Annotated in this window: 17 protein-coding genes, 4 tRNA genes, 3 rRNA genes and 1 riboswitch; of the genes, 18 read left to right on the top strand and 6 right to left on the bottom strand. The window is 47.2% G+C overall.

Annotated features, from left to right (window positions below; all coding sequences use genetic code 11):
- Positions 1 to 76: 76 nt before the first annotated feature.
- The 15 genes from J4N37_RS15870 to thiH all read left to right on the top strand — a co-directional run bounded on the left by J4N37_RS15870 (position 77) and on the right by thiH (position 14,381).
- Positions 77 to 1,629, top strand: a 16S ribosomal RNA gene (locus J4N37_RS15870).
- An 89-nt stretch (positions 1,630 to 1,718) separates the two neighbouring features.
- A tRNA-Glu gene (locus J4N37_RS15865) sits at positions 1,719 to 1,794 on the top strand.
- 2 nt (positions 1,795 to 1,796) lie between these two features.
- Positions 1,797 to 1,872, top strand: a tRNA-Lys gene (locus J4N37_RS15860).
- A 30-nt stretch (positions 1,873 to 1,902) separates the two neighbouring features.
- Positions 1,903 to 1,978: transfer RNA gene (locus tag J4N37_RS15855), tRNA-Val, on the top strand.
- Positions 1,979 to 2,297: 319 nt separating this feature from the next.
- Positions 2,298 to 5,188 (top strand): 23S ribosomal RNA (locus J4N37_RS15850).
- Between the two features lie 87 nt (positions 5,189 to 5,275).
- Positions 5,276 to 5,392, top strand: a 5S ribosomal RNA gene (gene rrf, locus J4N37_RS15845).
- The 16S, 23S and 5S rRNA genes sit together here with 4 tRNA genes alongside, the layout of an rRNA operon.
- Positions 5,393 to 5,461: 69 nt before the next feature.
- Positions 5,462 to 5,538, top strand: a tRNA-Asp gene (locus J4N37_RS15840).
- A 298-nt stretch (positions 5,539 to 5,836) separates the two neighbouring features.
- On the top strand, positions 5,837 to 7,219 hold the full coding sequence (locus J4N37_RS15835; protein ID WP_252042146.1) for a multicopper oxidase family protein: 1,383 nt from the start codon (positions 5,837 to 5,839) through the stop codon (positions 7,217 to 7,219).
- Between the two features lie 124 nt (positions 7,220 to 7,343).
- Positions 7,344 to 7,727: a fluoride efflux transporter CrcB gene (gene crcB / locus J4N37_RS15830; RefSeq protein ID WP_005535872.1), complete on the top strand. Its 384-nt coding sequence runs from the start codon at positions 7,344 to 7,346 to the stop codon at positions 7,725 to 7,727.
- Positions 7,728 to 7,788: 61 nt separating this feature from the next.
- A riboswitch (TPP riboswitch) is annotated at positions 7,789 to 7,887 on the top strand.
- A gap of 165 nt (positions 7,888 to 8,052) precedes the next feature.
- Positions 8,053 to 9,993, top strand: coding sequence for a phosphomethylpyrimidine synthase ThiC (gene thiC / locus J4N37_RS15825; RefSeq protein WP_252041356.1), 1,941 nt, complete (start codon positions 8,053 to 8,055; stop codon positions 9,991 to 9,993).
- The gene (locus J4N37_RS15820) at positions 9,993 to 11,408 is read left to right on the top strand and encodes a thiamine phosphate synthase (RefSeq protein ID WP_252041354.1); all 1,416 of its coding nucleotides are present in this window, start codon (positions 9,993 to 9,995) and stop codon (positions 11,406 to 11,408) included. Before thiC ends, J4N37_RS15820 begins: the two co-directional genes overlap by 1 nt.
- Positions 11,395 to 12,168, top strand: a complete 774-nt coding sequence (locus J4N37_RS15815; RefSeq protein ID WP_061065484.1) for a HesA/MoeB/ThiF family protein — start codon at positions 11,395 to 11,397, stop codon at positions 12,166 to 12,168. The genes J4N37_RS15820 and J4N37_RS15815 overlap by 14 nt, the downstream gene beginning before the upstream one ends.
- Positions 12,169 to 12,206: 38 nt before the next feature.
- Complete coding sequence (gene thiS / locus J4N37_RS15810) at positions 12,207 to 12,461, top strand: sulfur carrier protein ThiS (protein ID WP_005378804.1); 255 nt, start codon at positions 12,207 to 12,209, stop codon at positions 12,459 to 12,461.
- A gap of 5 nt (positions 12,462 to 12,466) precedes the next feature.
- Entirely contained in the window at positions 12,467 to 13,234 is a 768-nt protein-coding gene (locus J4N37_RS15805) for a thiazole synthase (protein ID WP_005397059.1), read from the top strand.
- 34 nt (positions 13,235 to 13,268) lie between these two features.
- Positions 13,269 to 14,381, top strand: coding sequence for a 2-iminoacetate synthase ThiH (gene thiH, locus J4N37_RS15800; RefSeq protein ID WP_252041353.1), 1,113 nt, complete (start codon positions 13,269 to 13,271; stop codon positions 14,379 to 14,381).
- Between the two features lie 113 nt (positions 14,382 to 14,494).
- Here the strand turns inward: thiH and J4N37_RS15795 are convergent, their stop codons facing one another.
- Positions 14,495 to 16,285, bottom strand: coding sequence for an aminopeptidase P family protein (locus J4N37_RS15795; RefSeq protein ID WP_252041351.1), 1,791 nt, complete (start codon positions 16,283 to 16,285; stop codon positions 14,495 to 14,497).
- Positions 16,286 to 16,488: 203 nt separating this feature from the next.
- Positions 16,489 to 17,430, bottom strand: a complete 942-nt coding sequence (locus J4N37_RS15790) for a LysR substrate-binding domain-containing protein (protein WP_005447244.1) — start codon at positions 17,428 to 17,430, stop codon at positions 16,489 to 16,491.
- A 107-nt stretch (positions 17,431 to 17,537) separates the two neighbouring features.
- On the opposite strand from J4N37_RS15790, the gene J4N37_RS15785 reads away from it, so the two are divergent.
- Positions 17,538 to 18,731 carry a multidrug effflux MFS transporter gene (locus J4N37_RS15785; protein WP_252041350.1) on the top strand — a complete coding sequence of 398 codons (1,194 nt, stop codon included), beginning with the start codon at positions 17,538 to 17,540 and terminating at the stop codon, positions 18,729 to 18,731.
- Between the two features lie 91 nt (positions 18,732 to 18,822).
- A complete protein-coding gene (tsrA, locus tag J4N37_RS15780) occupies positions 18,823 to 19,104 on the top strand; it encodes an H-NS-like global regulator TsrA (protein WP_005443411.1) in 282 nt (93 codons plus the stop codon).
- Positions 19,105 to 19,136: 32 nt separating this feature from the next.
- Here tsrA and J4N37_RS15775 read toward each other — a convergent pair whose 3' ends face one another.
- The 4 genes from J4N37_RS15775 to J4N37_RS15760 form a co-directional block, all read right to left on the bottom strand.
- Complete coding sequence (locus J4N37_RS15775) at positions 19,137 to 19,592, bottom strand: DoxX family protein (RefSeq protein WP_199452862.1); 456 nt, start codon at positions 19,590 to 19,592, stop codon at positions 19,137 to 19,139.
- A 10-nt stretch (positions 19,593 to 19,602) separates the two neighbouring features.
- Entirely contained in the window at positions 19,603 to 20,361 is a 759-nt protein-coding gene (locus J4N37_RS15770) for an HvfC/BufC N-terminal domain-containing protein (RefSeq protein ID WP_252041349.1), read from the bottom strand.
- Positions 20,358 to 21,230, bottom strand: coding sequence for an MNIO family bufferin maturase (gene bufB, locus J4N37_RS15765; RefSeq protein WP_180826023.1), 873 nt, complete (start codon positions 21,228 to 21,230; stop codon positions 20,358 to 20,360). The genes J4N37_RS15770 and bufB overlap by 4 nt, the downstream gene beginning before the upstream one ends.
- A gap of 86 nt (positions 21,231 to 21,316) precedes the next feature.
- Positions 21,317 to 21,577 carry a BufA1 family periplasmic bufferin-type metallophore gene (locus J4N37_RS15760; RefSeq protein ID WP_005451246.1) on the bottom strand — a complete coding sequence of 87 codons (261 nt, stop codon included), beginning with the start codon at positions 21,575 to 21,577 and terminating at the stop codon, positions 21,317 to 21,319.
- Between the two features lie 280 nt (positions 21,578 to 21,857).
- Between J4N37_RS15760 and uvrD the strand changes: the two genes are divergently transcribed.
- A complete protein-coding gene (uvrD, locus tag J4N37_RS15755; RefSeq protein ID WP_017817563.1) occupies positions 21,858 to 24,032 on the top strand; it encodes a DNA helicase II in 2,175 nt (724 codons plus the stop codon).
- Positions 24,033 to 24,556 lie beyond the last annotated feature (524 nt).

Raw genomic sequence — 24,556 nt, 5'->3', positions numbered from 1 at the left:
AATCGAAAAATTCAGCACAGTCAATTCAAACATTACTTATGTAATGTTCAGTATTCATTGAGCCGAACAAAATCTTAAATTGAAGAGTTTGATCATGGCTCAGATTGAACGCTGGCGGCAGGCCTAACACATGCAAGTCGAGCGGAAACGAGTTATCTGAACCTTCGGGGAACGATAACGGCGTCGAGCGGCGGACGGGTGAGTAATGCCTAGGAAATTGCCCTGATGTGGGGGATAACCATTGGAAACGATGGCTAATACCGCATAATGCCTACGGGCCAAAGAGGGGGACCTTCGGGCCTCTCGCGTCAGGATATGCCTAGGTGGGATTAGCTAGTTGGTGAGGTAATGGCTCACCAAGGCGACGATCCCTAGCTGGTCTGAGAGGATGATCAGCCACACTGGAACTGAGACACGGTCCAGACTCCTACGGGAGGCAGCAGTGGGGAATATTGCACAATGGGCGCAAGCCTGATGCAGCCATGCCGCGTGTGTGAAGAAGGCCTTCGGGTTGTAAAGCACTTTCAGTCGTGAGGAAGGTAGTGTAGTTAATAGCTGCATTATTTGACGTTAGCGACAGAAGAAGCACCGGCTAACTCCGTGCCAGCAGCCGCGGTAATACGGAGGGTGCGAGCGTTAATCGGAATTACTGGGCGTAAAGCGCATGCAGGTGGTTTGTTAAGTCAGATGTGAAAGCCCGGGGCTCAACCTCGGAATTGCATTTGAAACTGGCAGACTAGAGTACTGTAGAGGGGGGTAGAATTTCAGGTGTAGCGGTGAAATGCGTAGAGATCTGAAGGAATACCGGTGGCGAAGGCGGCCCCCTGGACAGATACTGACACTCAGATGCGAAAGCGTGGGGAGCAAACAGGATTAGATACCCTGGTAGTCCACGCCGTAAACGATGTCTACTTGGAGGTTGTGGCCTTGAGCCGTGGCTTTCGGAGCTAACGCGTTAAGTAGACCGCCTGGGGAGTACGGTCGCAAGATTAAAACTCAAATGAATTGACGGGGGCCCGCACAAGCGGTGGAGCATGTGGTTTAATTCGATGCAACGCGAAGAACCTTACCTACTCTTGACATCCAGAGAACTTTCCAGAGATGGATTGGTGCCTTCGGGAACTCTGAGACAGGTGCTGCATGGCTGTCGTCAGCTCGTGTTGTGAAATGTTGGGTTAAGTCCCGCAACGAGCGCAACCCTTATCCTTGTTTGCCAGCGAGTAATGTCGGGAACTCCAGGGAGACTGCCGGTGATAAACCGGAGGAAGGTGGGGACGACGTCAAGTCATCATGGCCCTTACGAGTAGGGCTACACACGTGCTACAATGGCGCATACAGAGGGCAGCCAACTTGCGAGAGTGAGCGAATCCCAAAAAGTGCGTCGTAGTCCGGATCGGAGTCTGCAACTCGACTCCGTGAAGTCGGAATCGCTAGTAATCGTGGATCAGAATGCCACGGTGAATACGTTCCCGGGCCTTGTACACACCGCCCGTCACACCATGGGAGTGGGCTGCAAAAGAAGTAGGTAGTTTAACCTTCGGGAGGACGCTTACCACTTTGTGGTTCATGACTGGGGTGAAGTCGTAACAAGGTAGCGCTAGGGGAACCTGGCGCTGGATCACCTCCTTATACGATGATTACTCACGATGAGTGTCCACACAGATTGATACGGTTTATAAGTAAAAGAGACGAAGATATCCCAATATCTTCAATCCAGTGTCCCGTTCGTCTAGAGGCCTAGGACACCGCCCTTTCACGGCGGTAACAGGGGTTCGACTCCCCTACGGGATACCATTGGGTCGTTAGCTCAGTTGGTAGAGCAGTTGACTTTTAATCAATTGGTCGCAGGTTCGAATCCTGCACGACCCACCATTCTTCTCCACGAAGAATTAAAACTTATGTGGGCGATTAGCTCAGTTGGGAGAGCACCTGCCTTACAAGCAGGGGGTCACTGGTTCGAGCCCGGTATCGCCCACCATTCTCTAAGTATTTTTGGATGACAATTCCAAACCACTTCAATAAAACGGATGTGGTTAGAATCCTCGACTCTGAAAGTCTTTAGAAAATGTACTTCCTTGTGAAGAAACATAGCTCTTTAACAATTTGGAAAGCTGACAAATCAACAAGTTATTGTTGATTGTAAAGTTCTCAATGTTTGTCTTTAAGACAAACACCAATACAACACATTCAAGTGTTCTTGGAATTTGAGTCCGGCAAAATCGAGTCTGCATCATGTATAAAAATTGCAGACAACTTTGGTGACTTGTTCATCAACTCGAAACTCCTTCGGGTTGTATGGTTAAGTGACTAAGCGTACACGGTGGATGCCTTGGCAGTCAGAGGCGATGAAGGACGTATTAACTTGCGATAAGCCCAGATTAGGTAGTAAAAACCATTTGAGTCTGGGATTTCCGAATGGGGAAACCCACTTACATAAGTAAGTATCCTGTTGTGAATACATAGCAACAGGAGGCGAACCGGGGGAACTGAAACATCTAAGTACCCCGAGGAAAAGAAATCAACCGAGATTCCGAAAGTAGCGGCGAGCGAAATTGGACTAGCCCTTAAGCTTTATATGCGTTAGACGAACGGTCTGGAAAGTCCGGCGATACAGGGTGATAGCCCCGTAGTTGACAACGCACATTCAGTGAAATCGAGTAGGGCGGGACACGTGATATCCTGTCTGAATATGGGGGGACCATCCTCCAAGGCTAAATACTACTGACTGACCGATAGTGAACCAGTACCGTGAGGGAAAGGCGAAAAGAACCCCTGTGAGGGGAGTGAAATAGAACCTGAAACCGTGTACGTACAAGCAGTAGGAGCACCTTCGTGGTGTGACTGCGTACCTTTTGTATAATGGGTCAGCGACTTATATTCAGTGGCAAGGTTAACCATCTAGGGGAGCCGTAGGGAAACCGAGTCTTAACTGGGCGTTCAGTCTCTGGATATAGACCCGAAACCAGGTGATCTAGCCATGGGCAGGTTGAAGGTTGAGTAACATCAACTGGAGGACCGAACCGACTAATGTTGAAAAATTAGCGGATGACTTGTGGCTAGGGGTGAAAGGCCAATCAAACCTGGAGATAGCTGGTTCTCCCCGAAAGCTATTTAGGTAGCGCCTCGGACGAATACTACTGGGGGTAGAGCACTGTTAAGGCTAGGGGGTCATCCCGACTTACCAACCCTTTGCAAACTCCGAATACCAGTAAGTACTATCCGGGAGACACACGGCGGGTGCTAACGTCCGTCGTGGAGAGGGAAACAACCCAGACCGCCAGCTAAGGTCCCAAATTATAGCTAAGTGGGAAACGATGTGGGAAGGCTTAGACAGCTAGGATGTTGGCTTAGAAGCAGCCATCATTTAAAGAAAGCGTAATAGCTCACTAGTCGAGTCGGCCTGCGCGGAAGATGTAACGGGGCTAAGCTATAAACCGAAGCTGCGGCAATGAAGTTTACTTCATTGGGTAGGGGAGCGTTCTGTAAGCCGTTGAAGTGTGAGTTGTAAAGCATGCTGGAGGTATCAGAAGTGCGAATGCTGACATGAGTAACGATAAAGGGGGTGAAAAACCTCCTCGCCGGAAGACCAAGGGTTCCTGTCCAACGTTAATCGGGGCAGGGTAAGTCGACCCCTAAGGCGAGGCCGAAAGGCGTAGTCGATGGGAAACGGGTTAATATTCCCGTACTTCTTACAATTGCGATGGGGGGACGGAGAAGGCTAGGTGGGCCTGGCGACGGTTGTCCAGGTTCAAGTGCGTAGGCTGAAGAGTTAGGTAAATCCGGCTCTTCTTAAGGCTGAGACACGACGTCGAGCTACTACGGTAGTGAAGTCATTGATGCCATGCTTCCAGGAAAAGCCTCTAAGCTTCAGATTGTAAGGAATCGTACCCCAAACCGACACAGGTGGTCGGGTAGAGAATACCAAGGCGCTTGAGAGAACTCGGGTGAAGGAACTAGGCAAAATGGTACCGTAACTTCGGGAGAAGGTACGCTCTCGACGGTGAAGTCCCTTGCGGATGGAGCTATTGAGAGTCGCAGATACCAGGTGGCTGCAACTGTTTATTAAAAACACAGCACTGTGCAAAATCGTAAGATGACGTATACGGTGTGACGCCTGCCCGGTGCCGGAAGGTTAATTGATGGGGTTAGACTTCGGTCGAAGCTCTTGATCGAAGCCCCGGTAAACGGCGGCCGTAACTATAACGGTCCTAAGGTAGCGAAATTCCTTGTCGGGTAAGTTCCGACCTGCACGAATGGCGTAATGATGGCCACGCTGTCTCCACCCGAGACTCAGTGAAATTGAAATCGCTGTGAAGATGCAGTGTACCCGCGGCTAGACGGAAAGACCCCGTGAACCTTTACTACAGCTTGGCACTGAACATTGACCCTACATGTGTAGGATAGGTGGGAGGCTTTGAAACCAGCACGCCAGTGTTGGTGGAGCCGTCCTTGAAATACCACCCTTGTAGTGTTGATGTTCTAACGTCGACCCCTTATCGGGGTTACGGACAGTGCCTGGTGGGTAGTTTGACTGGGGCGGTCTCCTCCCAAAGCGTAACGGAGGAGCACGAAGGTGGGCTAATCACGGTTGGACATCGTGAGGTTAGTGCAATGGCATAAGCCCGCTTGACTGCGAGAATGACAATTCGAGCAGGTGCGAAAGCAGGTCATAGTGATCCGGTGGTTCTGAATGGAAGGGCCATCGCTCAACGGATAAAAGGTACTCCGGGGATAACAGGCTGATACCGCCCAAGAGTTCATATCGACGGCGGTGTTTGGCACCTCGATGTCGGCTCATCACATCCTGGGGCTGAAGTCGGTCCCAAGGGTATGGCTGTTCGCCATTTAAAGTGGTACGCGAGCTGGGTTTAGAACGTCGTGAGACAGTTCGGTCCCTATCTGCCGTGGGCGTTGGAAGATTGAAGGGGGCTGCTCCTAGTACGAGAGGACCGGAGTGGACGAACCTCTGGTGTTCGGGTTGTGTCGCCAGACGCATTGCCCGGTAGCTAAGTTCGGAATCGATAACCGCTGAAAGCATCTAAGCGGGAAGCGAGCCCTGAGATGAGTCTTCCCTGATACTTTAAGTATCCTAAAGGGTTGTTCGAGACTAGAACGTTGATAGGCAGGGTGTGTAAGCGTTGTGAGGCGTTGAGCTAACCTGTACTAATTGCCCGTGAGGCTTAACCATACAACACCCAAGGGGTTTTGATGGACTCAATGTAAGAACATTGAATGTGTTAAGAACTGAAAACAGCTTTCCGAATTAAAGAATTTGCTTGGCGACCATAGCGATTTGGACCCACCTGATTTCCATTCCGAACTCAGAAGTGAAACGAATTAGCGCCGATGGTAGTGTGGGGCTTCCCCATGTGAGAGTAGGACATCGCCAGGCTTGTATTTTATTTTCACTTTTTATGAAAAAGTGAAGACAAAAACTTAGACTTAAATGTCTAACCAGTGCGGAGCGGTAGTTCAGTTGGTTAGAATACCGGCCTGTCACGCCGGGGGTCGCGGGTTCGAGTCCCGTCCGCTCCGCCACTTATTTAGAAAGCCTTGCTAGAAATAGCAAGGCTTTCGTCGTTTCTAGAGCCTTCAATTTCCTATTTGCTTTAGCCTTATTTACCATTAGGCTCTCTTCTTCTTAAACCGCTCTCTTTTACTTGCTTGTTATATGTGTGTGGGTGCTTACTATCTTGTTAGTGACCATTAAATATAGATCCTTATTTATAATCTCTGAATCTAAGCATTATGACTGCACATCTTTAAAAGATAACTGAGAATCATTATTAATATTTAGTTACACTCACATCAATTGGAATAATGAGTGACTAAATACATGGATATATCTCGTCGACGCTTTCTTCAATCTTCCCTAGCGATCTCTGCGCTTACCGTTCTGCCTGCATGTTCTCTATCTAAGAGCACTAACAAACAAGGTCAGCATATATACGACATCACTGCAGAGCCTTCTATTGCTGAATTAGTACCAGGATTTAATACGGATGTACTCGCGTTTAATGGTTCGATTCCAGCTCCTACGATTCGTTGTCGCCAAGGCGAGAAAGTTATTATTCGGTTTACTAACAAGCTTTCAGAGCCGACTACAATCCACTGGCATGGCTTGCGAATCCCTATTGAAATGGATGGTGTCCCTTTCTTGAGCCAGCCACCTATTATGCCGGGTGAAACATTCGTTTATGAATTTACACCGCCAGATGCGGGCACATTTTGGTATCACCCACACATGAATAGTGTTAAGCAGCTTGGGATGGGCTTAGTCGGGCTAATTATCGTTGAAGAGACAGACCCTGTTCAGTTTGATGAAGAGCATGAAGTCGTCCTCAAGCATTGGCATTTAGACAAACAAGGCCAGTGGAAGAATCTAATGGTGCCGCGCTTGAGTGCACGCATGGGAACGCCAGGAGAGTGGAGTAGCGTTAACGGTGTTCATGAGCCTGTTTATAAGCTGAAGCAGAATGCTACCACGCGATTAAGAATTGCTAATGTCGATAACACCATTACTTATCCGATCGCTCTCGAGGGAGCAGAAGCTTGGGTTATTGCTATTGATGGTAATCCTGTTAAAACGCCTTATAAGCTCACTCAACACAAAATTGGTCCGGGAATGAGGTTAGATGTCGGATTGATTGCTCCGAAGGCAGGAGAACGTGTTTATGTGCGTCAAATGAAAGGGCGCTTCCCATTCCCTTTGTGTGAGTTCGAAGTTGTTGAGTCTGACCTGCCGACCAATCAGAAACTGCCTTTATTGCCTCTTAACCCAGTGCCAGATCTTGATTTGAAAAATGCGGAACAAATTGATTATGTGTTTGAATGGGAAGGGGCGATCACTCCCACCGATAAATCGGGCAAAGCGATACCTAAGTTTTGGCTGATGAACAAACGAGCTTGGGAGGGAATGAGTAAAGATAATATTCCTGCGCCGCTTTCAACATTGGAGCTTGGAAAAACCTATATCTTCAACCTTAAGAACGTCACCCAATATCATCATCCTATTCATCTGCATGGACACACATTTACCGTTCTTGAATTAGACGGTAAAAAACTCGATGTACCGTTTCATACCGATACGGTCTTACTTGGAAAAAACGGCAGTGCGAAAGCGGCATTTGTTGCAGATAACCCAGGGCGTTGGATGTACCATTGTCATGTGATTGAACATATGAAGACAGGTTTGATGGGGTACATCGAAGTAAAGTGACTCCTGTAACTTTTTAAATCTTGATAAGTTTTAAGCGCTATTACTTTGCTGGATTCTAAGATTGTATAATCACTATTGTCGTAAATTTGATTACAATGTCGCCATTAACTTTTCTGGGGGAATTATGGGGCAACTATCCATTTTGGGTTTTATTGCATTAGGCGGCGCATTTGGTGCATGTTCTCGTTACTTAATTTCTGAACTGTGTGTGATGCTACTTGGTCGTGGTTTTCCATACGGTACATTAACGGTTAACGTTGTTGGCTCATTTATTATGGGTCTACTGATTGCTGCTTTTGAAACTGAGTTAATGGTCACTGACCCATGGCGTCAAATCATCGGCCTTGGCTTTTTGGGCGCATTAACCACATTCTCTACTTTCTCGATGGATAACGTGTTGCTTATGCAGCAGGGCGCTTTCTTTAAGATGGGCTTGAACGTATTGCTGAATGTCGTGTTAAGCATTTCAGCTGCGTGGATTGGTTTCCAATTATTGATGCGTAGCTAGCAAAAACACTCAAATCTTAATCAGGTCGGCTTGGTTTAACCAAGCCGTTTTTATATACTGATTTCACTTGTCGGAGTGCCATAAGGCTGAGACCGTTAATTCGGGATCCGTTGAACCTGATCAGATTAGAATCTGCGAAGGGAACAAGAGAAGATATCTACACCAGAGTTCTATCTGGTAGACCTATCAAATAGTCGAATGTTGTTATAGACGAAGAGCATCCGCTCAACTTGTCCTTAATTCGATTCCTCTTGTCGCATCTATCCGCCAAGCATTTTTATCCCAATACTTTTTATCTAAGCATAACAAAGCAAGGAAAAATGCTATGTCGAGTCGCAAGCAAGCGAGACTGGAAGCAAAACAGTTCATTGATACACTCTCGGTACAACCGTACCCAAATTCAAGCAAAGTCTACGTAGAGGGTTCACGTCCCGATATCCGTGTGCCAATGCGTGAAATATCACTCGCTGATAGCCTTATTGGAGGTACAAAAGAAGCGCCTATTTTCGAGCCTAATGAGCCAGTACGTGTTTACGATACCTCGGGTGTATACACAGATCCAGAACACACCATAGACCTCTACAACGGCTTACCTAAGCTGAGAGAAGGGTGGATTGAAGAGCGTGCCGATACTGAACTACTTAATGAAGTAAGCTCGGTATACACCAAAGAGCGCCTAGAAGATGAAACTCTAGACGAGCTTCGTTACGGAAATCTGCCACGTATTCGACGTGCCAAAGATGGGCAGTGCGTGACTCAATTGCACTATGCTCGCAAGGGTATAATCACCCCGGAAATGGAATACATCGCCCTGCGTGAAAATATGGGGCGTGCTCAATACCGCGATGAAGTGCTGAATCAACAGCATCCGGGTCAAAGCTTCGGAGCGAACCTACCTAAAGATATTACCGCCGAGTTTGTGCGTAAAGAAGTTGCCGAAGGTCGCGCAATTATCCCTTCTAATATCAACCACCCCGAATCTGAACCGATGATCATTGGACGTAACTTTTTGGTCAAAGTGAACGCCAACATCGGTAACTCATCGGTCACTTCTTCGATTGAGGAAGAAGTAGAAAAGTTAGTATGGGCAACGCGCTGGGGTGGAGATACCGTTATGGATCTCTCTACGGGTCGTAACATTCACGAAACTCGCGAGTGGATTCTACGTAACAGTCCGGTTCCTATCGGTACCGTACCTATGTACCAAGCGCTTGAGAAAGTGAATGGTGTTGCTGAAAACCTTAACTGGGAAGTGATGCGCGATACTCTGATCGAGCAAGCAGAGCAGGGCGTTGACTACTTCACTATCCATGCCGGTTTATTACTTCGTTATGTGCCAATGACGGCTAAACGCGTTACTGGCATCGTCTCTCGTGGCGGTTCTATCATCGCGAAATGGTGTTTAGCGCATCACCAAGAAAGCTTCTTATACACCCATTTCCGAGAGATCTGTGAAATCTGTGCTAAGTACGATGTGGCACTGTCTCTCGGTGATGGCCTGCGCCCTGGCTCGGTAGCCGATGCTAACGACGAAGCGCAATTTGCAGAGCTTCGTACTCTTGGCGAATTGACCAAGGTTGCGTGGGAATACGACGTACAGGTGATTATCGAAGGTCCTGGTCATGTTCCAATGCATATGATCAAAGAGAACATGGAAGAGCAGTTAGAGCACTGTCATGAGGCTCCTTTTTATACCCTTGGTCCATTGACGACAGACGTCGCTCCAGGTTACGACCATATTACTTCAGGCATCGGCGCTGCCATGATTGGTTGGTATGGCTGTGCAATGCTTTGCTACGTAACTCCTAAAGAGCATCTTGGCTTACCAAACAAAGAAGACGTGAAAGTAGGCATGATCACTTACAAGCTTGCTGCGCACGCCGCTGATTTAGCGAAAGGGCACCCTGGCGCTCAAGTTCGTGATAATGCGCTTTCTAAAGCTCGCTTCGAGTTCCGTTGGGAAGATCAATTTAACTTGTCGCTCGACCCAGATACTGCTCGTGCTTTCCATGATGAAACCTTGCCTCAAGAGTCCGGCAAAGTTGCTCACTTCTGTTCGATGTGTGGACCAAAGTTCTGCTCGATGAAGATCTCGCAAGAGGTACGAGAGTATGCGAAAGACACTGAGCAAGTTGCTGCGGACCAAGCTATCTCAATCAAAATGCTGGATGATCCTCTTGAGGGGATGCGTCAAAAATCGCAAGAATTTAGAGAGTCAGGTTCTGAGCTATACCACCCAGCAGCACATGCCGAGGTAAGTGACTAATGAGCAAAATCCTTATTCCGTCATCATTGATTGAACTGACTGGTTTAGTTCAGCAATGTTTGTTGTTGGCGAAAGAACAGGGTTTTAGCATCGAAGACATTGAGTTGGGTGTGAGCCCAACTCAATCTATTCAGCTTGTTCGCGACCAACAGACCACACGCATAACGACAGATCTTATTGATGGTTATGACTCTGAGAATGAGAGTTCATTTGTGCTCTATTACCGCTCTGTTTTATCGGTAGAAGCGTGTGCTAAGCAACCGTCGAAAGCGATTTATATTGGCATTGATGATACGCAAGTATCCGATGAAAAGGAGAAAGTGCTTCAGCTTGATATCTGGCGTCACCCAATTAACAACGAAGTGAGAGCGCTTTCCGTTAAGTCCAAATTCAACGCAATGTTCGATCCCGAACATCACCTTGCTTGGATAGTAACGCTGACAGTACTCGATTTTCCTATCGAAGATGCGTTAACACTTGCTCGAGGAATGCTAACTCAACAAGCGAATGTTTCACGTGAAACACTGTTGAATGACAACCTTGACGAGGGAAGATCTACTCAGTGGGCTGACCAATTTGATGATTTCCCCACACCTGTACTGGAGGATAACCGACTAGGTATTCAAGTTGGTTGGTCTGCACAAGGGGAGCGCGTTAGCTTTCCAACTCTAACCAAGCAAAGTCTTGGGCTCTACCCAGTCGTTGATGATGTTGCTTGGATTGAGCGTTTACTGTCACTAGGCATCAACACTATTCAACTGCGAATCAAGAACCCACAACAAGCCGATTTAGAACAACAGATCATTCGAGCAATTGAGCTAGGTCGTCAGTATCAAGCGCAAGTGTTCATCAATGACTATTGGCAGTTGGCAATCAAGCATGGCGCTTATGGTGTTCACCTAGGACAAGAAGACATAGAAGAATCGAATTTGGCTCAGATAACTAAAGCCGGCATTCGTCTTGGTCTTTCTACGCATGGTTATTACGAACTACTGCGCATCGTACAAATTCATCCTAGCTACATCGCACTAGGGCATATTTTCCCAACCACCACAAAACAGATGCCATCGAAACCACAAGGTTTGGTGCGCTTGGCACTGTATCAAAAGCTGATTGATAGCATCCCTTACGGAAACAAAGATCTAGCTTTCCGTCCTGCAAAAGACAAAGCAGGTAGTGACTGTGTGCTTGGCTTTCCGACGGTCGCAATTGGTGGCATTGATCAATCTAATGCAGACCAAGTTTGGCAAACGGGTGTTTCTAGTTTGGCGGTTGTGCGTGCTATTACGTTGGCAGAATCACCTCAGTCCGTTATCGAGTTTTTTGCACAACTGATGAAGGAAAGACAACTAACGTTTACTGAGCAGAATGGTGAGTTGGCGTATAGCAAGAGAGGCGAGCATGCTCACGGATAAGCAGTTCCTTCGCTATCAACGTCAAGTCGCTCTGCCAGAAATTGCCGAAGTTGGGCAAGAGCGATTGAGTAAATCGCATGTGCTGATCATCGGTTGTGGTGGGTTAGGAAGTGCTGCGAGTTTGTACTTGGCATCAGCGGGTGTTGGTAAATTGGTTGTGGTCGATGACGATGAAGTTGATAGCAGTAACCTACAACGTCAGATCATTTATCGTGAGCAAGACATCCACGTTGCGAAAACAAAAGCGACTGTAAAGCAACTGACTGACCTTAATTCTATGATTCAAATTCGTGCTCTCAATAAGCGATTGGACAAAGCACAGCTGCAGCTTGAAGTGATGCTAGCGGATGTGGTGCTCGACTGCACCGATAACATGCCGACGCGCCAGCTCATTAACCAAGTTTGTTTCGAGCAAAACACGCCGCTCATCTCGGCGGCAGCACTTGGTTGGCAAGGGCAATTCGCTGTCTTTGATTACCAAACACCAAGTGAACAAGAAGCGCAGAGTAAAGCCTGTTACCGCTGTTTGTATCCGTTCGACGAATTACCGCAAACGCAAAAGTGCAGTGAGAGCGGTGTCGTCGGTCCGGTGGTGGGCACACTTGGTAACTACCAAGCGATAGCGGCAATTCAAAAACTGGCGACGGGAAAGTTTCATGTCGAGACTGCCAAGCTACACCTGTTTGATGGATTGAAACTGCAATGGCAAACCATGGCAATAAGCAAAGACAAACAGTGCCAAGTGTGTGCTCAGATTTAGCTTACGAGTAATGGGCAGAATTAAGAGAGTTGGAAGCAATGACGTTATCAGAACAACAAACAACACAAATGACCGCTGCTGACTTAGATGTGATCACTATTGTCATCAATGACCAGTCACATCAAGTTGCCAGTGAGTCGAATCTACAGCAAATCATTAGTCAATTTGCGCTGCCTGAAATGGGCTGTGTTTTTGCAATTAATAACAATGTTGTGCCGCGCAGTGAGTGGGCTAGCACAGTTCTTTCACAGGGAGATAGCATCTCTTTGTTTCAAGCAATCGCAGGGGGTTAAAGTCGATGCTTAAAATTGGTGATAAACAATTCGAATCAAGACTGTTCACGGGAACAGGGAAGTTTGCCAACAGCCGATTAATGGCAGAAGCGATTCAAGTATCGGGTTCTCAACTTGCGACCATGGCGTTGAAGCGTGTGGATGTGAACGACCAACAAGACGATATTTTGCTGCCGTTAGTACAAGCGGGCGTGAACTTATTGCCGAACACCTCAGGTGCAAAGAATGCTAAAGATGCTGTGTTTGCAGCACAATTAGCGAGAGAAGCGTTAGGTACAAACTGGCTAAAATTGGAGATTCACCCAGACCCGAAGTACTTGATGCCCGATCCAATTGAGACACTTGCTGCCGCTGAGCAACTGGTTCGTGAGGGCTTCATTGTCCTTCCTTATTGTCATGCTGACCCGGTTCTGTGCAAACGATTGGAAGAAGTAGGCTGTGCTGCAGTCATGCCATTAGGTGCGCCGATTGGTTCCAACAAAGGGATAGTTTCTCACGATTTCCTAGAGATTATCATCGACCAAGCTAATGTTCCTGTCGTTGTCGATGCGGGTATTGGCGCACCTTCACATGCCGCGCGTGCGATGGAAATGGGAGCGGATGCCGTGCTCGTCAATACTGCGATTGCAGCTTCGAGCGATCCCGTTGCGATGGCGAAGGCATTTAAGTTGGCGGTAGAGTCGGGGCGTATGGCTTATGAAGCTGGACTTGCTGGTAAGGTTTCTCATGCGGTTGCGTCGAGTCCACTGACGTCATTCCTAGATGAGCTTTAGTCCTAGATTGGTTTAGCTATTAAGCGAGGAAAACATGAGCTTCGTTGAACAATTTAAGCAGCTGAATTGGGATGACATTTCGATGTCGATCTACGCGAAAACGGCACAAGATGTCGAGCGAGCATTGAATAAACCCAAGCGTGATTTGGAAGACTTTAAAGCGCTAATTTCACCAGCGGCTGAAGCGTACTTAGAGCAGATGGCACAACTGTCATACTCGGCCACTCGCAAGCGTTTTGGTAATACCATGTCGCTTTATATTCCACTGTACCTTTCTAACTTGTGCGCCAATGCTTGTACTTATTGTGGCTTCTCGATGGAGAACAGAATCAAGCGTCGTACTTTGAATAGGGACGAAGTGGCTGCAGAAGTTGAAGCCATTAAACGCATGAAGTTTGATAGCGTATTGCTGGTGACTGGCGAACACGAAACCAAAGTGGGCATGAAATACTTCCGCGAAATGGTGCCGATGATTAAGAAGCGCTTTAACTATTTGGCGATGGAAGTGCAGCCGCTAGATCAAGACGAATACGCAGAGCTCAAGACATTGGGTTTGGATGCGGTGATGGTCTATCAAGAAACGTATCATCCTTCGACTTACGCCGAGCACCATTTGCGAGGTAATAAAATGGATTTCGAATACCGATTGGATACACCCGATCGTCTTGCAAAAGCAGGCATCGATAAGATCGGTATTGGTGCTTTGATAGGATTGGAAGAGTGGCGTACCGATTGCTTTTATGTTGCAGCGCACTTGGACTATCTTGAGCGCACGTATTGGCAGACTCGTTACTCAATTTCTTTCCCACGTTTACGTCCTTGTGAGGGCGCGCTCCAACCAAAATCAGTCATGACGGATAAACAGCTTGTGCAGTTGATTTGCGCTTATCGCTTGTTGAATCCAGAAGTGGAGTTGTCATTATCGACTCGTGAATCACCGAAGTTCAGAGACAATGCATTACCGTTAGGCATCACTAGTATGTCTGCTGCATCGAAAACTCAGCCGGGTGGTTATGCGATGGATGATGTTGAACTCGAGCAGTTTGAGATCAGTGACGAACGAAGCGCGGGTTCTGTGGAAAATATGATTCGAGCCAAAGGTTTTGACCCTGTATGGCGAGATTGGCACTCAGCGTATTCCGGTTAAGCAATAAATAAAGCCACTGGTCATCGTTATGTTTCACGTGAAACATAGGCAAAAAAAGAGGGTTGATGCAAAACATCAACCCTCTACTTTTTCTAGCTTCTAGCTTCTAGCTTCTAGCTGTGTGCTACTGGTAGTGTTGCTTGACGAAGCCACTCTTTCACATTGCCTTCAACTAGCGGGCTGATCTCATCCCATACTTTCTGATGGTAATCATTCAGCCAAGCAAGTTCTGGACGAGTTAGCATATCAACGTTGATATTGCGCTTGTCGATTGGGCAGCGTGTTAGTGACTCAAATGACAGAACAGGGAAGTCACCGTTAGTTGGTGTTTCAACAACAAGCTCTAGGTTCTCGATACGGATACCAAACGCATCCGCACGGTAGTAACCTGGCTCGTTGGATAGCACCATGCCTTCTGTTAGAGGCACGTCGATTTGCTTCTTCGAAATGCTCGCTGGACCTTCATGAACACTTAGGAAGTGACCAACACCGTGGCCAGTACCGTGGTCGTAATCGTAGCCTTCCGCCCATAGGTGCTGACGAGCTAGTGTATCGATTTGGTAACCACGTGTGCCTTTCGGGAAACGTGCACGAGCAACACCGATGTGACCTTTTAGTGCGAGAGTGAATTGTTTAATCATCTCTTGTGAAGGCTGACCGATCGCGATGGTACGCGTGATGTCTGTCGTGCCATCTAGGTACTGACCGCCTGAATCCACTAGGTAAAGTGTGTTCAGCTCTAGCTTGCCAGGTTCAGGTTGGTTTTCGTGGTTGTAGTGACACATCGCCGCGTTGCCACCTGCTGCCGAAATAGTATCGAAGCTAAGGTCCATAAGCGTCGGGTCTTCGCTACGGAACGCTTCTAGTTTGTCAGCCAATGCTGCTTCATCATGCAAGTTACCCGCAACGACTTCTGCATCTAACCAAGATAGGAACTTGCTCATCGCCACGCCATCTCGGATATGACATGCTTTCATACCTGCGATTTCAACTGCGTTCTTCGCCGCTTTTGGCATTAGGCATGGGTCAGCTTTACTTACCACTGATGCACCAGCATTTTGTAGAACCAGCTTAAACCACGCGTTACTTGTCGCAGGGTCAACCAGTACATTCTTGCCAGTTAGAGTTTCTAGTCGTGCTTGTAATGCTTCTGGGTGATGAACTGTTACGCCAGAACCAACGTGAGCGTCAAACTCAGCAGGTAGGCGCGCTGGATCTAGGAAGTATTCCACGCTTGAGTCTGAATGCAGAATCGCGTGAGAAAGCAGAACTGGTAGACGTGATACATCTAGACCACGAACGTTGAGCAACCAACAGATAGAATCAAGTGCTGTGATCACCGCGCTGTCTGCGCCGGTTTTTTTCACGAGCTCTGCGATTTCTTGGCGCTTGCTTTCACTTGATTGACCAACCGCTTCTGTTGCCATTAGGCGAACATCAGAAACCACAGGAGCAGGGCGGTCTTGCCACAGCTCATCAATTGGGTTGCTGTCGAGAATCTTAAGCTCAAGTGAGCCTGCAAGTTTTGCTTGTGCCATGTCTAACCAAGCAGAGCTGTGCATGCGAGGGTCGATTGCCACAGACGCGCCATTTGCAAGATGGTCTTTAATCCAATCTAGTGCAGGCTCTTCAATCAGGTGACGGTATTCGAATAGATCAGCAGGAACCTGCTTAGTGACTTGTACCGTGTAGCGACCATCAACAAAGATAGCGGCTTTGTCTTTGGTGATTACCGCAGCACCAGCAGAACCAGTAAAACCAGTTAGCCAATGTAAACGCTCGTTGTGCGCTGGTACGTATTCGCCCAAATACTCGTCTTCATGTGGGACAAGTAGGGCATCAATATTATGTTGTGCTAGCCATTCGCGAATTGCATTCACGCGGCTTTGGGTATCGTTGTGCATCTGTGTTATTCCTTCAAATTACCGCTCCTTCATGCTCAGGTGTGGGAGCTGTTTCCATCTGCTTCATGCAGTTTACGATTCCATTGAGGATCGCAATCACTTCAATAGAGTCGGAGTACAACAGGCCATAGATGAGCCAAAAAGGACTATCGACTGTTAAGCTACTCATTTTACCGTAAGAGCGCAAATCGCGTCCGGGATTTTTATCTAAGATGATCGGTTTTTTGCGTGATCATGGTACGTAGCCAAGTTAAAGCTGGGTCATTTTCTCTGTCTCGGTGCCAGAACAAAGTGTAAGCCATTGGCGGGAATTCGAGTGGCAGCGGCAGCAATGCCATGTCGTGTTGCTTGGCTGCCAGCTTCACAAAGTGGCTTGGCGCGGTAAACACAAAATCAGTGTAAGAACACAAACTGGCGGCACTGTTAAAGTCCGGTACGGTGACTGCGATATCACGTTCGCGACCAATGTCGGCTAGACGATAGTCGAGCAGCCAACGGTCGTTGCCATCACAACGCACCTGAACATGGCGCAGGGCTAAATAAGCTTCTAAGTTCCAATTACCACGCAAAGCCGGGTGGTCTTTACGTACGATACACATTTGGTGGTCGCGATAGATTTCCTGTTCACAAATGTCATCTGGCGGCAGCATAGTCAGCTTGGCATCGTTTATGTCGATATCTCGACCTGTCATGCCTAAATCGATTTCACCGCGTTGAATCATCTTGAACGTTTGTTCCGACCAAGAGTGGGTGCTTATGGTCACGCCTGGCGCTTGTTGGAATATTGCTGGCAAGAAGTGGGGTAGAATGAGCGGGTAGACACTCTCTACCGCTGCGATTTGAAAACGGTACTCACTGCTCTGTGGCGAGAACTCTTCGGGTTGAGTCAGTACCTCAAGTTGGTTTATCAACAGATCCAGTTTCGGTTTAAGGAACAATGCGCGCGGTGTTGGCGTTAATCCGTGTGAGTTTCGAGTGAATAGGGGATCGTCAAATTGGGTACGTAATTTCGCTAAGGATTTGCTCACGGCAGACTGACTCAAGCACAGTCTGTGGGCGGCTCGGGTGACATTCAACTCTTCAATCAGCACTTTAAAACAGACCAGCAAATTGAGGTCGATGCGTGCCAGTTTCTCTACGTTCACAGTGATTTTCCCCATTGGAATAATGGTCATGAGTATACATCATTTCCATTCATATCATCAGATGATTAAGCTTTGCTCAAAAGTTCTTGTTCAATTTGGAGTGTTTTGTGTCTAGCCATATTACAAATAGCAAAAAACAGATGGCGCTGTTGACCATGTTAGTTCTGTTCAGTCCGCTTGCGATTGATATCTATCTACCTGCTTTGCCTCTTATCGCGTCCACTTTTCAGGTAGAAAATGCATTGGCACAAGACACCATCACTTGGTTCCTATTTGCTATGGGGGTTGGTCAGCTATTCGCTGGTCCCTTGGCAGATAAACTCGGACGTCGAACTGTTGCATTGGGAGGCATCACCATCTACGCATTGAGCGCTTTATTGGCGTGGAGTGCTCAAAATATTGAGTGGATGTTGGCGGCTCGCTTGCTACAAGGCTTAGGTGCATGTGCAACATCTGTAGCAGCCTTTGCAACAGTTCGCGATATCTTTGGTCCGGAAAAAAGCGGCAAAATGATCAGCTACCTTAATGGTGCGATCTGCTTTATCCCGGCACTGGCGCCGATTCTTGGTAGTTGGTTAACCCAACAATTTGATTGGCGTGCAAACTTCAGTTTTATGGCGGGTTTCGCTGTAATTGCAGGTGCGATGATGTTCCTTGGTATGAAGGAAACCAACCCTGCAACAGAAAAGCAGGCGGTATTTAAACTAAGCCGCTACTGGGCAGTCTTGAGCACACCATCATTCATCTTCCACGCTTCACTGTGTTTGATGGCGATGGCAGTCATTCTTGCTTACGTGACTTCAGCTCCTGGCGTTCTAATGACAGGCATGGGCTTGTCGATGAATGAATTCACCTTCTGGTTTGGTCTGAATGCAGCGTTCAACATTGCGGCTTGTATGCTTGCACCTAAGTTCATGGATCGTTGGGGCACACACAATTCACTGGTTGTCGGTATCAGCTTACTGGCGATTTCTGGTGTGATCATGATGGTGATGAGAGAGCACAACACGGCACTGTCTTTCATGCTGCCAATCTTTATCTCATCGGTTGGCTTCGCTTGGATTCTTGGCGCAGCAGCTGGTAAAGCGTTAGAACCGTTTGGTGATAAAGCGGGTACTGCAGCTGCACTACTTGGTTTGTTCCAAATGAGTGGCTCTGGTTTGTTAGTGGGTACGCTACAACGTTTATCACTGGATCCACAAACTCTAATTGCGATTCATATGTGGGTATTGCTTCCAGCTTTGGTGATTCTGTTTAGCAAAGCTGGTAAGAACTGGCATGCGAAATTGGCGAATGCGTAAAACTCGGTAATTTAGTATTTTCCAATGTACCTAACGCGTGTATATTTGTCGTTCAAACTTTTCTCGACACCATAACGGAACTCATAAAGTAATGTCGTTAACCACGTATGAAATGGCTCGTATCCTAGAGCAAATGGAAGAGTCACCAGAAAAGGTGATGTTTGGTAAGTTGCTTAACGAATTAGGTAACCAAAGCTCTGAGCGCATTCGTAGCGCGGCAAAACAAGTTCCAGTGCCGGTATTACGTGATCTTGTGTATCAATTTCAGCAAGTGATTGAATCACGTAAAGGCGAGCAAGTAGAGCAGATGGCAAAAGACCTCGCGAAGCAAGGTATCTCAGCTGAAGAGCTACTGGCTTACTTGAACAAATAGTAAAAAAATCCCCGCATCATGCGGGGATTTTTTTAGCGAGTGATTTTCTTCTTCAATATGTGGTCGAGGGACAATGGCCCTGGTCCCCACACAATCACTACAAGAATCATCAATCCCCAAAGTTGGTGATCATAGAAACCTTTCTCCCACAACAGTGGGTAAGAGACCACAGCGATGATGTTGAACACAAACAGAATCGCAGCCATCGGGCGGGTAATCAAGCCTAGTGCTAAGAAGACCGGTAGAACCAATTCTGCAGCCGTACCTAAGTAAGCCGCCAATTCCCATGGCAGTATTGGCACTTGGTATTCCAGCTCAAATAAATACAGTGTGCTATCCCAAGACGAGATTTTGATTAGCCCTGAATTGAAGAACACCCATGCAACCCACAAGCGACAAAAGAGAAGTAGTAAAGGGACAAAGCCAGCTTGTAGGGTGCTGATTAAATCGTCGTACCGATTCACTAAGTTTTTAACCGTATCCGTCATAGAGTGCTCCTTAGATTGATTTCAATGTAAAGCCGTCAACGAGATCGAGTGCCATGATGCTATTGAGATGAGCGAGTAAAACTTCAGGTATTTCGCTCAAACTCAGTTTCTGCTCTAAACATTGCAGCAGTTGGAACACATCGGCATCGAGTGCGTGACACAAGGCTTCTCCATTGGCTTGAATCGAGATGACACCTTGCTGTAATTGGTTGATATTAAGTTGTTCGAATTGGCCAGTTTGAATCGCGCTGAACAAATCAAATACCGCGTAGCTGGAGTCAAAGCTTCGGCAGCCTTGTTTAAGGTGCAAAACCAAAGCGGGTTGTTGCTCCTCACTCAGTTCGCCAAGTAACGCAAGCGGTTTTAATGCTGCCGCATTGGATTGTTCATACTGTGCTTGACGAGCGAGGTCGATATGCCATTCGAAGCGTGCGACTTCAGGGCTGTAAGGTGCTTGTGCGATCACCTGACTAAACTGCATGATGGTGTCTTGAAAGCCGTCGCCATAATGCACCACATTTCCTTCTTCTAATGGATAAGAGAGAACATGCTGGCGAGCCATCTGTTCAAAGCATTCTTCACCAAGCAGTGCTTCAACCATCGGGTAGGTCGCGGATAACACCTCGCTCAAGCTAACGATAAAGTTATTGCGGTAAATCTGCATGCGTTCATCAGCGGTAAACTCATCACTGGCAATATCGCAATCTTCACCGAGTGCTTGATAGTGTAGGGCTTTAGCAAACTGGCTTTGTAAGGTGGCTAGATTCATGATGCCTTCCTTGGTTCGCTTTGTTCACTTGGAAGTGTGCCTTGCAACAGCAGCTGCGATGCTTTCTGTGCTTCTCCGAGTAAGATTTCTGGCGCAGGGATATCCAAGTCCCATTCAATCAATGCATGACGTGGACCATGCTTTTTTGTCCACTGCGCGAACAGTTGCCAAACTTCATCGCTAACTGGGCGGCTATGGGTATCAATCCATATCTCACCTTTGTCGAGTTGTTTGATGGTAAAACCTGCCAAGTGAATCTCATCCACTTTGTCGGCTGGAATTGCATCTAGGTATGTGTCGCAATCAAAACCGTGGTTGAACGCCGAAACATAAACATTGTTTAGATCGAGCAATAAACGACAGTCAGTGCGCTTTTGCACTTCGGTAAGAAACTCCCATTCGCTGATGGTCGAATGTTGAAACTTCACATAACTAGATGGGTTCTCTATCAAGATCTCGCGTTGCAAATAATCCTGCACTTCATTCACGTTACGAGTGAACACTTTGAGCGCTTCTTCCGTATACGGAAGTGGAAGCAGGTCATTAAAGTAGTGACCGCCGTTTTCACTCCAACTCAAATGGTCAGAAACAAGAATCGGGTCGATTGAGTCAATCAGCGCTTTAAGTTGAGCAAGGTGCTTTTGATTCACACGTTCCACCGAACCTAATGACAGACCAATGCCGTGACAGCTAATTTGATACTGCTCGCGTAATGCCTGTAATTGATTGCGCTCTGCAGCGTTGGGTTGAAAATAGTTTTCACTGTGGATTTCTAACCAAGATAACTTGGGTTTATTTTGGCTAAAGTAATCGAGGTGAGGGGTTCTTAATCCAACTCCAACAAGGTCGTGGAAGGTGTGGTGTTTCACGTGAAACTCCTTTTCAAAGCGGGCGGGAAGAGAAGGATGCGCTGGTTGAGCGTCAACGCATCCTTGCAGTAGCTAGCGATAAAAAATTATGAAGAAGAAGTGCTACCGCCAACGAGTTTGTCACATAGACCTTTTGGTACGACTACGAATGCGTCTTTTTGGTTATCTTCTTTAGAAGTACCAGCACATGAGCTGCTTTTCGTTGCACAGTCGTTTTTACCTGCTTTAGAAACGCCGTAGCACTTCTCTTTATCAGCAGCGACAGCTGGAGCTGCAGTTAGCATTGTGCCACCAAGAGCTAGAAGACCAGTAACAGCAGCAGTAACAGCTAGATTCGACTTTTTCATAATAAATTCCTCTGAATGATTTCCTTTACTTTAAGTTGGCAAGATGAATCGCCTGTTTTGGCGTTTTTGTTATCAACTTGCTTAACTTAAAAGATAGGAAACTGGCTAAAAAACTTTCAGAAAAATTTTCGAAACAAATGGTTTTAAAGAATGGAATTTATATAACTTATTGATGTGTAGAGTAAAAAAACGACGAATTTTTTATGAATTTTTGTCTAATCTGAACAGGTTGTTTAGGTTATAATCTATTTTTATGTATAAATAACCAGTAGCTCTCATCATGATGGATCCATCTCTATTACTCGACGGTTTGAACGACAAACAACGTGAAGCCGTTGCAGCACCTCTAGAAAACTTGCTCGTCCTTGCTGGTGCAGGGAGTGGTAAGACACGCGTTCTTGTTCACCGTATCGCTTGGTTGATGTCGGTCGAGCAATCATCTCCGTTCTCAATCATGTCGGTAACCTTTACCAATAAGGCGGCGGCAGAGATGCGTGGACGTATCGAAGAGCTAATGATGGGCAGTGCAGGCGGTATGTGGAATGGTACTTTCCACGGCATTTGTCACCGTATTCTGCGCGCGCACTATCTTGATGCCAAGCTACCGGAAGATTTCCAAATCATCGACAGTGACGACCAACAGCGTTTGCTAAAGCGTTTGATCAAAGCGCAAAACCTCGATGAGAAGCAGTGGCCAGCACGCCAAGTGGCATGGTGGATTAACGGTAAGAAAGACGAAGGTCTGCGCCCGTCGCACATTGATGCGTACCATGATCCAGTGACCAAGACATATCTGCAGCTATACACCGCTTACCAAGAAGCGTGTGATCGTGCTGGTTTAGTCGATTTTGCGGAAATCTTGCTGCGCGCACATGAGCTACTGCGCGATAACAAATTCGTCCGTGAACACTACCAAGCACGCTTTAAGCATATCTTGGTGGACGAGTTCCAAGATACCAACAATATCCAATACGCTTGGCTACGTATGATGGCGGGTCCTGAGTGTCACGTGATGATCGTGGGTGATGACGACCAGTCGATTTACGGCTGGCGAGGTGCAAAAGTCGAGAACATTGAGAAGTTTACGCTGGAATTCCCAAGCGTGAATACCATTCGTCTTGAGCAAAACTACCGTTCAACCAAGACCATTCTGGAAGCGTCCAACGCTCTGATCGCGAATAACACCGAGCGTATGGGTAAAGAGCTTTGGACTGATGGCGTTGTCGGTGAGCCTATCTCGGTTTACAGCGCTTACAACGAATTGGATGAAGCCCGTTTTGCGGTAAACAAAATCAAAGAGTGGCAAGACAAGGGCGGGGCTCTGAACGACGCTGCAATGCTTTATCGCAACAACGCCCAGTCGCGTGTTCTGGAAGAAGCATTAATCCAAGCTGGTCTGCCTTACCGTATCTACGGCGGCATGCGATTCTTCGAACGTCAGGAAATCAAAGATGCCTTGAGCTACATGCGTTTGATTGCCAACCGTAATGATGATGCGGCATTTGAACGTGTAGTGAATACGCCAACACGTGGTTTGGGTGATAAGACGCTTGAAACCATTCGTTTTGCGGCTCGTGACCGTGGTTGCACCATGTGGGAAGCGAGTGTGGCTATGTTGGATGAGAAGGTGCTTGCTGGTCGTGCTGCTGGTGCTCTGAGCCGTTTTATCGAGCTTGTTACGGCACTAGAAGACGACACCATCGAGATGCCGCTGCATCACCAGACTGACCATGTGATCAAGTACTCGGGCTTGTTCGCGATGTACGAGCAAGAGAAGGGCGAAAAGTCTAAGGCGCGTATTGAGAACTTGGAGGAATTGGTGACCGCAACTCGCCAATTCGAGAAACCAGAAGAAGCGGAAGACATGTCCTTGCTGACGGCATTCCTAACCCACGCAGCATTAGAAGCGGGCGAAGGACAAGCGGACGAGTTTGAAGATGCGGTTCAGCTCATGACATTGCACAGTGCGAAAGGTCTAGAGTTCCCATTGGTGTTTATGGTTGGTGTGGAAGAAGGCATGTTCCCAAGCCAAATGTCGGCAGAAGAAGCAGGGCGTTTAGAAGAAGAACGTCGTCTGTGTTACGTAGGCATGACCCGTGCGATGCAGAAACTGTACATCACTTATGCTGAAATGCGCCGTTTGTACGGTCAGGATAAGTACCATAAACCGTCTCGCTTTATCCGTGAACTGCCAGAAACGTGTTTAGACGAAGTACGCATGAAGGCGCAAGTTAGCCGTCCTGCAAGCAGTGGTCGATTTAGCCAAACGGCAGTGAAAGAGAGCTTCAATGAAACTGGCTTTACGCTAGGTTCTCGTGTGATGCATCCTAAGTTTGGTGAAGGCACCATCATCAACTTCGAAGGCAGTGGTCCACAGAGCCGCGTACAGATTGCCTTTAATGGTGAGGGCATCAAATGGTTGGTGACTGCTTACGCCCGACTAGAGAAGCTGTAAGGCTTCAACAAAACCATCAACTTAAGAGCTGCTTCGGCGGCTCTTTTTGTTTGTGCTGTTTTTGTGTCGCTAATGCAGTAAAAAATGGAATGATAAATGGAGTGCGAAAGCGCGATTTAACGATGCTGTTTGAAGGGAAAGTCAGGTGTTGTTGGTGAATGTCTGTTTTCAGCAGAGCTGCTGAGAAAAATTTTAGGCAAAGAAAAACCCCGAGGGCTTGCGCCCATCGGGGTTATAGTCTTACTCGCAGCAATCCGGCTACTAAGAGTGCTCCATGCATCTAATCCATGATAGTGTGCTGAATCCGTCAGCTTAATCCTTACGTCGCCTTCCTAGCGGTGTCCTTAATGACCTTATCCTGGTCTGCTAACCATCCTCGTTAGCTCTCATCACTTGTTCCCTGAGCGGTGTCCCTGACATCATCCTGATGTTCAAATCCTTGCCTCGTCCAGAGGTGTCCATTTCCCGTCCTTAGTAGTAACCATCCTAGTCACTATTGATTCCGTTCAATGTCCAATTTTGCA

The sequence above is a fragment of the Vibrio sp. SCSIO 43153 genome, assembly GCF_023716625.1.
Lineage (GTDB): Bacteria > Pseudomonadota > Gammaproteobacteria > Enterobacterales > Vibrionaceae > Vibrio > Vibrio rotiferianus.
Note: the sequence above shows the minus strand (reverse complement) of the source record. Positions and strands in the feature narration are given on the sequence as shown.